The 16,268-nt window shown below is 72.7% G+C and carries 11 protein-coding genes; 7 read left to right on the top strand and 4 right to left on the bottom strand.

The genetic code is table 11. From position 1 onward, the window contains the following. From ACFXAZ_RS01995 to ACFXAZ_RS01980, 4 genes are all read right to left on the bottom strand, one after another. The coding region (locus ACFXAZ_RS01995) for a transglutaminaseTgpA domain-containing protein (protein WP_384583602.1) at nt 1–1,886 on the bottom strand (1,886 nt) is incomplete at its 3' end. A gap of 44 nt (nt 1,887–1,930) precedes the next feature. Further along, on the bottom strand, nt 1,931–3,301 hold the full coding sequence (locus ACFXAZ_RS01990) for a DUF58 domain-containing protein (RefSeq protein ID WP_384583578.1): 1,371 nt from the start codon (nt 3,299–3,301) through the stop codon (nt 1,931–1,933). Further along, nucleotides 3,301–4,329: an AAA family ATPase gene (locus ACFXAZ_RS01985; protein ID WP_384583575.1), complete on the bottom strand. Its 1,029-nt coding sequence runs from the start codon at nt 4,327–4,329 to the stop codon at nt 3,301–3,303. Before ACFXAZ_RS01985 ends, ACFXAZ_RS01990 begins: the two co-directional genes overlap by 1 nt. A gap of 257 nt (nt 4,330–4,586) precedes the next feature. Further along, on the bottom strand, nt 4,587–5,135 hold the full coding sequence (locus ACFXAZ_RS01980) for a beta-class carbonic anhydrase (protein ID WP_384583573.1): 549 nt from the start codon (nt 5,133–5,135) through the stop codon (nt 4,587–4,589). A gap of 688 nt (nt 5,136–5,823) precedes the next feature. Here ACFXAZ_RS01980 and rsmH point away from each other — a divergent pair. From rsmH to murD, 7 genes are all read left to right on the top strand, one after another. Continuing rightward, nucleotides 5,824–6,783: a 16S rRNA (cytosine(1402)-N(4))-methyltransferase RsmH gene (gene rsmH / locus ACFXAZ_RS01975; RefSeq protein WP_384583570.1), complete on the top strand. Its 960-nt coding sequence runs from the start codon at nt 5,824–5,826 to the stop codon at nt 6,781–6,783. A gap of 1,012 nt (nt 6,784–7,795) precedes the next feature. Further along, entirely contained in the window at nt 7,796–8,410 is a 615-nt protein-coding gene (locus ACFXAZ_RS01970; RefSeq protein WP_384583567.1) for a septum formation initiator family protein, read from the top strand. A gap of 5 nt (nt 8,411–8,415) precedes the next feature. Next, entirely contained in the window at nt 8,416–10,377 is a 1,962-nt protein-coding gene (locus ACFXAZ_RS01965; protein WP_384583564.1) for a peptidoglycan D,D-transpeptidase FtsI family protein, read from the top strand. Nucleotides 10,378–10,528: 151 nt separating this feature from the next. Next, nucleotides 10,529–12,259, top strand: a complete 1,731-nt coding sequence (locus ACFXAZ_RS01960; RefSeq protein WP_384583561.1) for a UDP-N-acetylmuramoyl-L-alanyl-D-glutamate--2,6-diaminopimelate ligase — start codon at nt 10,529–10,531, stop codon at nt 12,257–12,259. 27 nt (nt 12,260–12,286) lie between these two features. Then, nucleotides 12,287–13,717, top strand: coding sequence for a UDP-N-acetylmuramoyl-tripeptide--D-alanyl-D-alanine ligase (murF, locus tag ACFXAZ_RS01955; protein ID WP_384583558.1), 1,431 nt, complete (start codon nt 12,287–12,289; stop codon nt 13,715–13,717). Further along, entirely contained in the window at nt 13,717–14,808 is a 1,092-nt protein-coding gene (gene mraY / locus ACFXAZ_RS01950) for a phospho-N-acetylmuramoyl-pentapeptide-transferase (protein WP_382692126.1), read from the top strand. Before murF ends, mraY begins: the two co-directional genes overlap by 1 nt. Continuing rightward, entirely contained in the window at nt 14,790–16,223 is a 1,434-nt protein-coding gene (murD, locus tag ACFXAZ_RS01945; protein ID WP_384583555.1) for a UDP-N-acetylmuramoyl-L-alanine--D-glutamate ligase, read from the top strand. Before mraY ends, murD begins: the two co-directional genes overlap by 19 nt. The last annotated feature ends 45 nt before the right edge of the window (nt 16,224–16,268 follow it).

Raw genomic sequence — 16,268 nt, 5'->3', positions numbered from 1 at the left:
CGCCAGAACATCGGAGCCAGCGGTACGGCGACCACCGCCAGGCCCAGCAGGGTCCAGCCGAAGACCGGGTACCAGGGCGCCCCGCCGTCAGCGGACCCGCCCGCGGCGCTCGGCGCCACGCTCTCGCACGACTCCGGGCTCTGCCCCGCCACCGCGCAGGTCGGGCTGCTGGACGGCTCCTGCGACGGCGCCGCCTGCGACGGCCGCGCGGGATCCAGCGGCTCGGGCACCGCCGCGCCGGGCACGTCCGGCAGGGTGTACGACGGCGTCGTACCCCGGCTCGGGGTCGGCTCGAAGCGGGTCCAGCCCACGCCCTCGAAGTACAGCTCCGGCCAGGCGTGCGCGTCCCTCAGGCCCACCGCCACCGAACCGTCCGCCTGCATGGTGCCCGGCGCGAAGCCCACCGCGATCCGGGCCGGGATGTCCAGCGAGCGGGCCATCGAGGCCATCGCGAAGGAGAAGTGGACGCAGAAGCCCCGCTTGTCCTCCAGGAACTGGGCGATCGCCTGCGATCCGCTGCCGACCTCGACCTCGGTGTCGTAGGTGAAGCCGCCGTTGAGCGCGAAGTACTCCTGGAGCCGGACCGCCTGCTCATAGGCGTTCGCGGCGCCCAGGGTGATCTCGCGGGCGGTCTGCTCGACGACCGGCGGCAGCGAGTCCGGCAGCTGGGTGTAGGCGCGCTGGAGGTCCGCCGGCGGTTCGGGCGCCTGCGCCAGCTGCTCCGCCGTGGGCTCCATTTCGAGGCTGGTCACCTCGTAGCTGATACCGCCGGTGTCCTGGCCGTGGTCGCCGACCAGGGTCATGCCCTCCGGCTCGTACCGCCACTGGCCGCCGACGTCCACGGAGCTGGGCGGGTACGGCATCGGCAGCCAGTCCTGCTGATACCCCTCGGCGGCCGTGATGCGGGTGGTCACCTCCGAGCGGGCCACGTCCGGAGCGAGACCGGGCGGGGTGGGCAGCCGGTCCGGGACCTCGACGATCTCCCGTTTGGCCGGGCGCCAGGTGGTGCCGTCGAATTCGTCCAGGGACACGATCCGCAGATACAGGTCGGACAGGTCCTGGGAGTCCGTGCGCAGCGTGAGGGCCGTACTGTCCTGGTCGACGTTGAGGCTGTCGCGCAGCGACACCAGGGGGTTGACCGCGGAGATCGTGCCCCCGCCCCCGCTGCCCGCGCCCACTCCGCCCCCGGCGTTCTCCAGCAGCCCGCCGTCCATCGCGGGCAGGCCCAGCGGCACCACCAGGGCGATACCGAGCGCCACCACGCCGATCCGCCGCCCGGTGCGCACCGGCGCCGTCGCGCCGCTCGCCTCCGGGGCGGGCCCGCCCGGCGGACGCGGACCGCCCGCGAAGACCCGGCCCCACTGGGAGAGCCGGTCGCGGCCCTCGGCCAGCAGCAGCATCAGATAGCCGGCCGCCGCGATCAGGAACCACACCCAGGAGCCGGAGCCGTCCGACAGCCCCGCGGCCACCGAGTACAGCGCCAGCAGCGGCAGCCCGGCGGGGGCCGCGCTGCGGAACGTCACCGCCACCACGTCCACCAGCAGCCCGATCACCAGCACCCCGCCGATCAGCATCAGCTCGATGCCGTCCGACAGCGGCGCCGGGATCGCGTACCGCTCGACGTCGTTGGTGCCTGCCTGGAGCAGGTCCGCGAAGTGCTGGAACGCCTGCGGGCCCGGTATCAGCCCGGCGAGCGCGTAGTCCCGCGCGAAGACCAGGGTCAGCAGCACCAGCGAGACCAGCACCTGGGCGCCGACCGTCACCCAGCGGGCCAGCGGCACCCGCCGGGCCGCCATGCCCACCCCGGTCTGCGCGAGCAGCAGCAGCGTCGCCTGGAACAGCCAGCCCGGCGACTCCACCAGCGGCAGCAGGGCACACGACGCCATCAGGGTGGCCGCCGCCGCCATCAGCGCCATCCGCGCACGCGTGCTCACGACCAGCCCTCCCCGCCGCCGGCCGGGGCCAGGCCGCTGCGCTCCCGGTCCGCCCGCCGCCACAGTTCGTTCAGCGTGGCGCCGCGCGGCACGCCCAGGGCCGTCCAGCCGGCCTCCCGCAGCATCCGCAGCCGCTCCTCACTCGCGCTCCGCGCGCCCGGCACGTCCGTCGGCTCGCGCGTCCAGGTGTCGCTGTCCAGCACGAAGGCGACCGCGCCGCCGGTGCGCTGGCGCATCCGGGCGGCCACCGCCGCCTGCTCCTCGTCGAGGTCGCCGAAGAAGGCGACCAGCAGCCCCTCGTTGCCGCCGCGCAGCAGGTCGTAGGCGCGCGACAGGCCGTCGCCCTCGGAGTGGTCGATCACCGCGAGGGTGTCCATCATCAGCCCGGCCGCGTCCGCCGACGCCTGGCCGGCGCCCGTGAAACCGTCGGCGCCCTCGCTGGGCACCGAGGTGCCGGTGTCCGTCACCAGCCGTACCGAGAAGCCCCGTTCGAGCATGTGGACCAGGACGGAGGCGGCGCCGGTGACCGCCCACTCGAAGGCCGCGTCGGGGCCCGCGCCCCGGTAGGCGAGACCGCGCGTGTCGAGCAGGACCGTGCAGCCCGAGCGCCGCGGCTGCTCCTCGCGGCGCACCATCAGCTCGCCGTAGCGGGCCGTCGAGCGCCAGTGCACGCGGCGCAGATCGTCGCCGTGGCGATATCCGCGCGGGATGACGTCGTCCTCGCCGGCCAGCGCGACCGAGCGGTGCCGACCGTCGCCGTACCCCTTCGCGTCGCCGGTCAGCCGCACCGGCGGCAGCGGCTCGACACGCGGGATGACGGTCAGGGTGTCGTGCGCCGAGAAGGAGCGGGTCAGCTCGCACATGCCGAACGGGTCGGTCAGACGCAGTTGGAGCGGGCCCAGCGGATACCGGCCGCGCAGGTCCGAGCGGACCCGGTAGGACACCTCGCGGCGGCCCCCGGCCTCCACCCGGTCCAGCACGAAGCGCGGGCGCGGGCCGAGCACGTAGGGCACCCGGTCCTGGAGCATCAGCAGCCCGGTGGGCAGCCGGGAGACATTGTCCATCCGCAGATGGACCCGCGCCTCGGCGCCGGCGGGCACGCGCGCGGGGGAGAGCCGGCGGCTGCCGGCGACCCGGTAGCGGGTGCGGTACAGCACGGCGGCGCACACCAGCGGCAGCACCGCGAGCAGCAGCCCGACCCGCAGCAGATCGCTCTGCCCGAGGACGTACGCGCACACGGCGGCGGCGATTCCGGCGGCCAGGAAGGAGCGCCCGCGGGTGGTGAGGCCGGCCAGAGCCGTGCGCACACCGCCCTTGTCGCCGCGGTCGGCCTCCGGATGGCCCGCAGGCAGCCCCGCCGCGCTCATCACAGCCTCCGGGGCGACTGCCGGCCGTACCCGCCGCGGACCGGCCCCGCGCCGTTCTGCTCGGGCGCGGCCGGGACCGGGGTGTGCTGGATGATCTCCTGCACGACCTGCTCGGCGGTGCGCCGGTTGAGCTGGGCCTGGGCGGTGGGCAGCAGCCGGTGGGCGAGGACGGCGACGGCGAGGGCCTGGATGTCGTCCGGCAGCGCGTACTCCCGGCCGCTCAGGGCGGCGGACGCCTTCGCCGCGCGCAGCAGATGCAGCGTCGCGCGCGGGGAGGCGCCGAGTCTCAGGTCGGGGTGCGTGCGCGTGGCGGCGACCAGGTCGACCGCGTAACGGCGGACCGCGGCGGCGACATGGACGCCGCGCACGGCCTCGATCAGCTTCACGATCTCGTGCGCGTGCGCCACCGGCTGGAGGTCGTCCAGGGGGTTCACCCCGCCGTGCACGTCGAGCATCTGCAACTCGGCCTCGGGGCTGGGGTAGCCGATGGAGACCCGGGCCATGAAGCGGTCGCGCTGGGCCTCGGGGAGGGGGTAGGTGCCCTCCATCTCGACCGGGTTCTGCGTGGCCACCACCATGAACGGGCTGGGCAGTTGATATGTCTGCCCATCGATGGTGACCTGTCGCTCCTCCATCGACTCCAGCAGCGCCGACTGGGTCTTGGGCGAGGCGCGGTTGATCTCGTCGCCGATCACGATCTGCGCGAAGATCGCGCCGGGCTTGAACTCGAAGTCCTTGCGCTGCTGGTCCCAGATGGACACGCCCGTGATGTCCGAGGGCAGCAGGTCGGGCGTGAACTGGATACGGCGCACCGAGCAGTCGATGGACCGCGCCAGCGTTTTGGCCAGCATGGTCTTGCCCACGCCGGGGACATCCTCGATCAGAAGATGCCCCTCGGCGAGCAGCACGGTCAGCGAAAGCCGTACGACCTCGGGCTTGCCCTCGATCACCGCTTCCACCGAGCTGCGTACCCGGTCCACGGTGGCAGTCAGATCTGTGAGGCTCGCTCGATCGTCATAGGTCGTCACCCGGCCCTCCTCGGCCCGTTCTTGTTGCCGGGCCGACGCTCTGCGATGCGATACCGGCCCACCCCAACCACGAACACCACGCGTGAAAAGTTCCGCGCGGCGCCACTACCGCATTCTTGTTGCCGTTACCGGTTCGTGTCACTCGACTGTGGACAACTGGCCGCGATATGCGGCATTTGCTGCCCGTTTGTGCACCACAGGACCGACGATTCGGTAAAAACGAGTACGGCGGTCCATGGGCAGTGCTCACGCGGCCGTCAGCCCGGGTCGATCTCCCGCAGCAGACCGGACCGCACGTCGAACACGAAGCCGCGCACATCGTCGGTGTGCACCAGGAACGGCGACGTGCGCACCCGCTGCATGGACTGCCGGACGTCCTGGTCGACGTCGCGGAACGCCTCGACCGCCCAGGCCGGGCGCTGGCCGACCTCCATCTCCAGTTCGTGCCGGAATTCCTCGGTCAGCGACTCCAGGCCGCAGCCGGTGTGGTGGATGAGCACCACGCTGCGGGTGCCCAGGGCGCGCTGGCTGATGGTCAGCGAGCGGATCACGTCGTCGGTGACGACACCGCCCGCGTTGCGGATGGTGTGGCAGTCGCCGAGTTCCAGGCCGAGCGCCGCGTGCAGGTCGAGGCGGGCGTCCATGCAGGCCACGACGGCGACCCGGAGGACCGGCCGGGCGTCCATGCCCGGGTCGGCGAACGCGGCGGCGTAGCTCTCGTTGGCCTCGACGAGCCGGTCCGTGACGGTGCCGGCCCGGGCTATGGTGCCCTCGGGGCCGGTGGGAACCGATGCAGAAGTCGTCATGCTTATGACGGTACTGGTCACGGGCGGTCCGGTCCTGTGGTGAGAGAGGACAAAGGACGTCATCGCGCCATGTTGTGAGCCGATACACAGGTGCGGTGTCGTGTGCGTTACCCGGTGTCCATCGGGCGTCCACCCTCCTTGGACCGTCCCCCATGTCTTCGCCGTCCTTCGCGCGTCCTCCACGCGTTCCTCGTTCTCCGCGCGTCCCTCTGCGTTCCGGTCCGCGTTCCGGTCCGCGTTCCGGTCCGTGTTCCGGTCCGTTCCGGGATGCGTCCCGCGCGCGCGGGGCGCCTGTTCGATGCGCCTTCCGTACGGCTCACCCGCGCGCGGGCTGTACCCTGCGCCGGACGGGTGATCTTCGCAGGCACAGTGCACGGGGGCACCGCCCGCCGCGACGCGCAGGCCGGTTGATTGACGGCGCGACACGGTGGACTAAAGTGACGCGAAGCGGGAGGCGAGGCTCCCCCTGCTGGACTGAAACCCCCTGGAGACCCCCGGTGACCTCGGTATTCACCGGCGGATCTCGCCACGTGCGCGGCGCGTACGCACGGCTCGGCCTCCCTCCGCTCCCGGTCGGCTGACACTCCCCGGCGCCGGTCGGCCTCCCCTTCACCGGGAGCCCCCAGCTCGCTGGGGGAGGGCGGGGACCCGGTGGTGCGTACCGCCTCGCCGGATCTGAGAGGCCCCTGTGAGCAGCGAGAGTCGACATGTCCCGGTGATGCTCCAGCGCTGCCTGGACCTGCTGGCCCCCGCCCTGGAGGAGCCCGGCGCGGTCGTCGTCGACTGCACCCTCGGCCTCGGCGGGCACAGCGAAGCACTGCTCGCCCGCTTCCCCGGGGCCCGGCTCGTCGCCCTGGACCGCGACAAGGAGGCGCTGAGGCTCTCCGGTGAGCGTCTCGCGCCCTACGGCGAGCGCGCCACCCTCGTCCACGCGGTGTACGACGAGCTGCCCGACGTACTGGAAAGGCTCGGCATCGCGCGCGTGCGGGGCGTTCTCTTCGACCTCGGCGTGTCGTCCATGCAGCTCGACGAGGCCGACCGCGGCTTCGCCTACGCGCAGGACGCGCCGCTCGACATGCGCATGGACCAGAGCACCGGCATCGGCGCCGCCGAGGTCCTCAACACCTACCCCCCGGGCGAACTCGTCCGCATCCTGCGCGCGTACGGCGAGGAGAAGCAGGCCAAGCGGATCGTCGGGGCGATCGTGCGCGAGCGCCAGAAGGAGCCGTTCAGCAACAGCGCCCGGCTGGTGGAACTCATCCGCGACGCCCTCCCGCAGGCCGCCAAGCGCACCGGCGGCAACCCGGCCAAGCGCACCTTCCAGGCGCTGCGGATCGAGGTCAACGCCGAACTCGGTGTCCTGGAGCGCGCGATCCCGGCCGCGGTGGGGACCCTCGCCGTGGGCGGCCGGATCGCGGTCCTCTCCTACCAGTCCCTGGAGGACCGGCTGGTCAAGCAGGTCCTCGTGGCCGGCGCCGCCTCCACGGCCCCGCCCGGCCTCCCCGTCGTACCCGACCGCTACCAGCCCCGGCTCAAGCTGCTCACCCGTGGTGCCGAACTTCCCAGCGAGGAAGAGGTCGCCACCAACCGCCGGGCGGCCCCCGCACGCCTGCGCGCGGCGGAGCGCATCAGGGAGGACGTCGAGTGAGCCAGCGCAAGGGGCGGGGGCCTGCGAGGGGACCGGGGGATCGCGCGGACCGGGGGGTTCCTCCTGGCCGGGGCGGTACGTCGGACCGGGGCGCCACCGTCGGCCGGGGCGGCACCTCCGACCGGGGAACCACCGCGGGCCGAGGCGGTACCTCGGACTCGCGCGTCGCGCCGCGGCGGGCCGGGGATACGGACCGGAGGTTCGCTTCGGACTCGCGCGTCACGCCGCGCCGAGCCGGTGACACGAACCGGGGGTTCGCTTCGACCCCGGGCGGTGTGCCGGACCGGACGGTCACCGAGGGCGGCGGCACTTCACCTGGGCCGGGCCTCGCGCGCGGGCGCTTCCGCGCGGCCCGACGCCCCCTGACGGACAGGCACGCCCACGCCGACCTGTGGCCGTGCGCGGAGCGGCGCCCGACCACGGGCAAGCACGCCTGCGCCGACCGACGTCGCCTCCCGGACACGCACGGCTGCGCGGCCCGACGCCCCCTCACGGGCCGGTGGCCCTCCACCGGCGACCACCCCTGTGCCGACCCGTGTCCCCGTGCGGAGGGGCGCCCGTCCCCCGGCAGGCACGCCCGTGCGGCCCGGCACCCCCTGACGGACACGCACCCCTACGCCAGCCCACGCCCCCGCGCGGAGCGGCCCCCGCCCACCAGCAAGCTCGCCCGTGCGGCCCGGCACCCCCTGACAGACACGCACCCCTACGCCAGCCCACGCCCCCGCGCGGAGCGGCCCCCGCCCACCAGCAAGCTCGCCCGTGCGGCCCGGCACCCCCTCCTCGCCAAGCCCCCCCACGCCCGCCCGTACCAGCACCCCGCCACCCACCAGCACGCCTGCCCGGCCCGCCTCCCTCACGCGACCCGGCCCCCCACACTCCCCCCAACCCCCCGGCAAACAGCCCCCACCCCCCGACCATCCCCAGCATCACCGCCAATCCCCCTCAACCCCCCAAACTCCCCACCCCCTCCGCCAACCCCCGCAGACCGCTGCGCCGACCCCCGGGAGTGCCGGTGAGTGGAAAACCTGAGTTGCGGGGGAGGGCCGCCCGGCTGGCGCGGCTGTTCCCGGCCGGGCGGGCGCAAGCCGCCCGTACCCCGTTCGTCCTGCTCGTCGTCGCACTGCTCGCCGGTGGGCTGATCGTCCTGCTGGTGCTCAACTCGGCCCTCAGCGAAGGGTCGTTCCGGCTGGCGGACCTCCAGCGGGACACCAAGGCGCTCACCGACGAGCAGCAAGCCCTCCAGCGGGACATCGACGCCTACTCCGCGCCCGAGGCCCTCCAGCGCCGGGCCCGGGAACTGGGCATGGTCCCCGGCGGCGACCCCGCCTTCCTCGGTCCCGACGGCAAGGTCAGGGGCGTTCCCTCGCCCGCCGCCGAGGCCGCCTCCGCGCGCACCCCGCTCGTGCTCGCCCCGGAGGCCATGCGCCGGGCGGCGGGCAACACGCCGGGCCGCCCGGCATCGAGCCCCGCAGCCGCCCGTACAGCGATCCCCGCAGCCCCCACCCCCACCGCCCCCGCGGGACCCGCAGCCCCCCTCACCCCCAGCGCGGCCCCGGGTGTCCCCACGACGCCCCCCGCGATCTCAGCCAAGCCCCCCACCCCACCCACCCCGACCCCCGGCAGGTGACGGAAGTGTCCGACAGGGAAGCGCCGCGACGGCGTGTGCCCGGCCCCGCACGGCCCGACCGTCCCGTGGGGCGGCAGCGACCAGGACCCGGTGCCCGCCCGACGCGACGGCCGGCCGCGCCCCGGCAGGCCCCCCATCAGCGCACCATCCGGCTGGGCAGCCCCCGCCCCCGGCTGCGGCTGGTCGGCGTCGCGCTGACCCTCGTCCTGTCCGCCTTCGTCGTACGGCTGCTCCAGGTGCAGGCCGTCGACGCGAGCACGTACGCCGCCAAGGCGGAGGCAAACCGTTACGTCGGCTATGTGCTGGCCGCCGAGCGCGGCGGGATCACCGACCGCAACGGCGTGGAGCTGGCGACCAGCGTCGACGCGTACGACATCACCGCCGACCCCACGCTGTTCACCCGGGAGCAGCTGAAGATCGACGACGGGCCCGAGCAGGCCGCCGCGCTGCTCGCGCCCATCCTCGGCCAGGACCAGGCGGACATCGCCGAACTGCTGCGGCCGGCGAACAAGGAGCTGCGGTACGTCAAGCTCGCCAGCCGGCAGACCCCGCAGGTCTGGACGCAGATCAAGGACCTGAAGTCGGCGCTGGCCACCAAGGCGGAGACCGACAAGTCCACCGCCAACGTCCTCGCCGGGGTCCTCGCGGTCTCCAGCACCAAACGGGTCTACCCCAACGGTGATCTCGCCGCCGGGATACTGGGCTGGGTCAACGCCGACGGCAAGGGCGGCGGCGGGATCGAGCAGCAGCTCAACGAGGTGCTGGCGGGCGAGGACGGCAAGATCCGCTACGCCCAGTCCGGCGGCCTCCAGGTGCCCACCGCGGGCTCCACCGAGACGCCCGCCGTGCCCGGCAGCGATATCGAGCTGACCATCGACCGGGACATCCAGTGGGCCGCGCAGAACGCCATCTCCGAGCAGGTGGCCGAGTCCGAGGCCGACAGCGGCTATGTGATCGTCCAGGACACCCGCACCGGCGAGATCCTCGCCATGGCCAACTCACCCGGCTTCGACCCCAACGACCTGACCAAGGCCGAGGCCGCGAACCTCGGCAACGCGGCCGTCCAGGACGCCTACGAGCCCGGCTCCACCGCCAAGGTGATGTCCATGGCCGCCGTGCTGGAGGAGAACGTCGCCACCCCGTCCACGCACGTCACCGTGCCCAACCGGCTACAGCGCGGCGACCGGCTCTTCCAGGACGACATCGACCACCCCACCTGGTACCTGACCCTCAACGGCGTACTCGCCAAGTCCAGCAACATCGGCACCATCCTGGCCACCGGCGAACTGGGCGAGAACCAGACCGAGTCCAACAAGATCCTCTACTCCTACCTCCGTAAATTCGGCCTGGGCGGCTACACCGGCCTCGGCTTCCCGGGCGAGACCAAGGGCATCCTCGCGCCGCCCGACCAGTGGTCCACCTCGCAGCAGTACACAATTCCTTTCGGCCAGGGCGTGTCCGTCAGCGCGATGCAGGCGGCGTCCGTCTACTCGACCATCGCCAACGGCGGCGTCCGTATCGAACCCACGCTCGTGCGCGGCACCGAGGGCCCCGACGGACGTTTCACACCCGCCGAGGAACCCGAGGAGACCCGGGTGATCAGCGAGAAGACCGCCGATACGCTCGCCCAGATGCTGGAGTCGGTGGTGGACGACGAGGAGGGCACCGGCACCAAGGCGCGCATTCCCGGCTATCGGGTCGCGGGCAAGACCGGCACCGCCAACCGAGTGGATCCGGCCACCGGCAAGTACAACGGCTACACCTCGTCCTTCGCCGGGTTCGCCCCCGCCGACCAGCCCCGCGTCACCGTCTACTGCGCCATCCAGAACGCCACCGAGGGCAGCTACTTCGGCGGCCAGATCTGCGGCCCCGTCTACAAGGAGGTCATGGAGTTCGCGCTCAAGACCCTCCAGGTCCCCCCGACGGGAACCGACCCGCCGAAACTGCCCGTCACCTTCAAGCCCTGAGCACCCCAGCCTTCAGCCCCCAGCCCCCAGCCCCCAGCCTTCAGCCCCCAGCCTCACCGCCGGCCCAGCCTGAGTCCGCCCCCGAGTCCGAGCCCCGCCCCTGAGCCGTCCGTACCACTCGGTACCCCCCGGAACCACCAGGAACCACCTCGTGACAACCATCACCCCGGATCCCGGGAACCAGCGCCCGCCCCATGGAACCCCCGGCCCCTCACTTCGCCCGCAGGCCGGTGGGCCCGGTACGCTCACCGCCGTGCCACACGCTGATCAGTCCCAAACCACCCAGAAGGGCCAACCCGCGACACCTCCGGGGCCGCCCCGACCGGTGCGGGTCTCCGCCACATCCCTCGCGGAACTCGCCGGCCAGCTGGGGGTCACCGCGCCCCGGGGAACCGTCCGGGACACCGCCCAGACCGCGGCCGATGACAGAGACACCACCGACGTCACAGGCATCACGGCGGATATCACGGGCATCACCCACGACTCCCGTGCCGTGCGCCCCGGCGACCTCTACGTGGCCCGCCCCGGCGCCCGGGTGCACGGCGCCGACTTCGTCGCCCAGGCCGCCGGCCTCGGCGCGGCGGCGGTGCTGACCGACCCGGCCGGCGCCGAGCGGGCCGACGCGACCGGACTGCCGGTCCTGGTGGTCGCCGACCCGGCCGCCGTGATGGGCGAACTGGCCGCCACGATCTACGGCCACCCCGGCCGCGACCTGCTCCAGATCGGCATCACCGGCACCTCCGGCAAGACCACCACGGCCTATCTGATGGAGGGCGGACTGCGCACGGCCCGCGCCACCGGACTGATCGGCACCGTCGAGACCCGGATCGGCGACGAGCGGATCAAGTCCGAGCGGACCACGCCCGAAGCCACCGACCTCCAGGCCCTGTTCGCGGTGATGCGCGAGCGCGGGGTCGAGGCGGTCGCCATGGAGGTCTCCAGCCACGCGCTGGTGCTCGGCCGGGTCGACGGCTGTGTCTTCGACATCGCCGTCTTCACCAACCTCAGCCCGGAGCACATGGAGTTCCACTCCGGCATGGAGGACTACTACGGGGCCAAGGCCCGGCTCTTCACGCCGAAGCGCGGCAGACTCGGCGTCGTCAACCTGGATGACGAGTACGGCAGACGGCTCGCGCGGGAGGCCGGTGTCCCGGTCCTCACCTACTCCGCCGAGGGCCACCCGGACGCCGACTGGCGGGCCGAGAACGTCACCGTGGGCCCGCTGGACTCGTCGTTCACCGCGGTGGGCCCGGACGGGGTGCGGATCTCTGCCAGGTCGCCGCTGCCCGGCACGTTCAACGTCGCCAACACCCTCGCCGCGATCGTCGCCCTGGCCGCCGCGGGCCTCGACCCGCAGACGGCCGCCGACGGCATCGCCGCCGTACCGGGCGTACCGGGCCGGCTGGAGCGGGTGGACGCCGGACAGGACTATCTCGCGGTCGTCGACTACGCGCACAAGACCGACGCCGTCGAGTCGGTGCTCAAGGCGCTGCGCAAGGTCACCAAGGGCCGGGTGCACATCGTGCTCGGCTGCGGCGGCGACCGCGACACCACCAAACGCGCCCCCATGGGCGCCGCCGCGGCCCGGCTCGCCGACACGGCCGTACTGACCTCCGACAACCCCCGTTCCGAGGACCCCCTGGCGATCCTCGCGACCATGCTCCAGGGCGCGGCGTCCGTCCCGGCGCACGAGCGCGGCGAGGTGCTCCTGTTCGAGGACCGCGCCGCCGCCATCGCCGCCGCCGTCGCCCGCGCCCGGCCCGGGGACACCGTGCTGGTCGCGGGCAAGGGCCACGAGCAGGGCCAGGACATCGCCGGGGTGGTACGCCCCTTCGACGACCGTCTGGTGCTGCGCGAGGCCATCCGGAAGACCCAGGGATGAGAATCCACACGACCCAGGGATGAACTTGTGATCGCCCTCTCCCTCGCCGAGATCGCAGCAGTCGTCGGCGGGCAGACGTACGACATACCGGATCCGTCGGTCCGGGTCACCGGGCCGGTGGTCCGGGACTCCCGCGAGGCGGTGCCCGGCAGCCTGTTCGTCGCCTTCGCCGGCGAACGCGTCGACGGACACGACTTCGCCCGGGAGGTGGTGGCGGCGGGCGCCGCCGCCGTCCTGGCCGCCCGCCCGGTCGGGGTGCCCGCGATCGTCGTCGACGACGTGCAGACCGCGCTGGGCGCCCTCGCCCGGCATGTGGTCTCCCGGCTCGGCACCACCCTCGTCGCCCTCACCGGCTCGGCCGGCAAGACCAGTACCAAGGACCTGATCGCCCAGGTCCTTGAGCGCGCGGCGCCGACCGTGTGGACACCCGGCTCGTTGAACAACGAGATCGGGCTGCCCCTGACCGCGCTCACCGCCACCGAGGAGACCCGTTTCCTGGTCCTGGAGATGGGCGCGCGGGGCATCGGCCACATCCGCTACCTCACCGGTCTGACGCCCCCTCGGATCGGCCTGGTGCTCAACGTCGGCACCGCCCACATCGGCGAGTTCGGCGGCCGTGAGCAGATCGCGCGGGCCAAGGGCGAACTGGTCGAGGCGCTGCCCCCCGCCGAGGAGGGCGGCACGGCGGTCCTCAACGCCGACGACCCCCTCGTACGCGCCATGGCCTCCCGTACGAAGGCCAAGGTGGTCCTCTTCGGGGAGGCCGACGAAGCGGACGTACGGGCCGAGAACGTGCGACTCACGGACAGCGGACGGCCCGCCTTCACCCTTCACACACCCTCCGGGTGCAGCGATGTGACCATGCGCCTGTACGGTGAGCACCACGTGTCGAACGCGCTCGCCACGGCCGCCGTCGCCCATGAGCTGGGCATGTCCGCGCAAGAGATCGCCCTCGCGCTCTCCGAGGCGGGCTCCCTCTCCCGCTGGCGCATGGAGGTCACCGAGCGCCCGGACGGCGTGACGATCGTCAACGACGCCTACAACGCGAACCCCGAGTCCATGCGAGCCGCCCTGCGTGCGCTGGCGGCGATGGGCACTGCCCCACGGGCACGGGGGGGCCGTACGTGGGCGGTGCTCGGCAAGATGGCCGAGCTGGGGGACGAGGCGCTCGCCGAGCACGACGCGGTCGGACGGCTCGCCGTCCGGCTCAACGTCAGCAAGCTCGTCGCGGTCGGGGGCAGGGAAGCGGCCTGGCTGCAACTGGGCGCATATAACGAGGGTTCGTGGGGTGAGGAGTCGGTGCACGTGTCCGACGCACAGGCGGCGATCGACCTGCTGCGCAGTGAGGTGCGCCCGGGGGACATCGTCCTCGTGAAGGCGTCCCGGTCGGTCGGCCTGGAGGGTGTCGCCGAGGCGCTGCTCTCGACGGGTGCCGAGGGTGAGGTTTCCGCCCGATGATGAAGCAGATCCTGTTCGCGGGCGTCATTGGTCTCTTCCTGACGCTGATCGGCACTCCGCTGCTGATCAAACTGCTGGCGCGCAAGGGCTACGGCCAGTACATCCGCGACGACGGCCCGCGCGAGCACGCCAGCAAGCGCGGTACGCCGACCATGGGCGGTATCGCCTTTATCTTCGCGACGGTCGCCGCCTATTTCCTGGCCAAGGTGATCACCGGGGCGCTGGACCCGGACGTGGACGCGGCACCGACCTACTCGGGTCTGCTGGTGCTGGGTCTGATGGTCGGCATGGGCATGGTCGGTTTCCTGGACGACTACATCAAGATCGTCAAACGGCGTTCGCTGGGCCTGCGGGCCAAGGCGAAGATGACCGGCCAGTTGCTGGTCGGTATCTCCTTCGCCGTGCTGGCGCTCCAGTTCGCCGACAACCGGGGCAACACCCCGGCGTCCACCAAGCTGTCCTTCATCACGGACTTCGGCTGGACCATCGGCCCGGTGCTGTTCGTGATCTGGGCGCTGTTCATGATCCTCGCCATGTCGAACGGCGTGAATCTGACGGACGGTCTGGACGGCCTGGCCACCGGTGCCTCGGTGCTGGTGTTCGGCGCCTACACGTTCATCGGCGTCTGGCAGTTCCAGGAGTCCTGCGCCAACGCGCAGACCCTGACCAACCCGGGCGCCTGCTACGAGGTGCGTGATCCGCTGGACCTGGCGGTGGTCGCCGCCGCGCTGATGGGCTCCTGCCTCGGCTTCCTGTGGTGGAACACGTCGCCGGCCAAGATCTTCATGGGTGACACCGGTTCGCTGGCCCTCGGCGGTGTGCTGGCCGGTCTCGCGATCTGCTCGCGCACCGAGCTGCTGATGGCCGTCCTGGGCGGTCTGTTCGTCCTCATCACCATGTCGGTGGTCATCCAGGTCGGCTCCTTCCGGCTCACCGGGAAACGGGTCTTCCGGATGGCGCCGCTCCAGCACCACTTCGAACTCAAAGGCTGGTCCGAGGTCCTGGTGGTGGTCCGCTTCTGGATCATCCAGGGCATCTGTGTGATCGTCGGACTGGGCCTCTTCTACGCGGGATGGGCAGCGGATCTGTGACCGACTGGCAGGGCAAGCACGTCACCGTCGCCGGGCTCGGCGTCTCCGGCGTCCCGGCGGCCAAGGTGCTGCACGGACTCGGCGCGAAGGTCACCGTCGTCAACGACGGCGACGACGAACGCGCGCGGGCCCAGGCGGCCGGGCTCACGGCGCTGGGGATCACCGTCCGGCTCGGCGACGGCGCGACCCTGCCGGCAGGCACCGAACTGATCGTCACCGCGCCCGGCTGGCAGCCCGGCAAGCCACTGTTCACGGCGGCGGCACAGGCGGGCGTCCCGGTCTGGGGCGATGTCGAACTGGCCTGGCGGCTGCGCGGCCGGGACGGCAAGAAGGCAGCGCCCTGGCTGGCGGTCACCGGCACCAACGGCAAGACCACCACCGTCCAGATGCTCGCCTCGATCCTGAGGGCGGCGGGCCTGCGTACCGCCGCCGTCGGCAACATCGGCGTCTCCCTGCTGGACGCGGTCCTCGCGCCGGAGCCGTACGACGTCCTGGCCGTGGAGCTGTCCAGCTATCAGCTGCACTGGGCGCCCTCGCTGCGCGCCCACTCCGCGGCCGTGCTCAACCTCGCCCCCGACCACCTCGACTGGCACGGCTCCATGGCGGCGTACGCGCACGACAAGGGCCGGATCTACGAGGGCAATCGCGTCGCCTGTGTCTACAACATGGCCGACAAGGCCACCGAGGACCTGGTGCGCGAGGCGGACGTCGAGGAGGGCTGCCGAGCCATCGGCTTCACCCTCGGCGCCCCCGGCCCCTCCCAACTCGGCGTCGTGGACGGCCTCCTGGTCGACCGCGCGTTCGTCGAGAACCGCCACGACAGCGCCCAGGAGCTGGCCGAGGTCTCCGACGTGCGTCCGCCCGCCCCGCACAACATCGCCAACGCCCTCGCCGCGGCGGCCCTGGCCCGCGCCTACGGGGTGCCCGCGACGGCCGTACGGGACGGGCTGCGGGCCTTCACGCCGGACGCGCACCGCATCGCCCATGTCGCCGACGTCGACGGCGTCGCCTACATCGACGACTCCAAGGCGACCAACACCCATGCCGCGGAAGCCTCCTTGGCGGCATATGAACCGATCGTATGGATTGCGGGCGGTCTGGCGAAGGGCGCGACCTTCGACGAACTGGTCGCCAGGTCGGCCGGGCGGCTGCGCGGCGCGGTGCTCATCGGCGCCGATCGCGCGCTCATCCGGGAGGCCCTCGCGCGACACGCCCCGGAAGTACCCTTGGTGGACCTCGACCGGACCGACACTGGGGCGATGCTCCAGGCGGTGACGGAGGCCAAGCGGCTGGCCCGGCCCGGCGACACGGTGCTGCTGGCCCCGGCCTGCGCCTCCATGGACATGTTCACCAACTACAACCAGCGCGGCGACGCGTTCGCGGCGGCCGTCCGCGAACTCGGCGCGGGCGCCTGAGGGCGGGTCCCGGCCACACAGGGTTTTTCGGGGCCCTTGGAGGAA

The sequence above is a fragment of the Streptomyces sp. NPDC059477 genome, assembly GCF_042749375.1.
GTDB lineage: Bacteria > Actinomycetota > Actinomycetes > Streptomycetales > Streptomycetaceae > Streptomyces.
The sequence above is the reverse complement of the archived record's forward strand: the minus strand, read 5'-3'. Positions and strand labels throughout refer to the sequence as shown.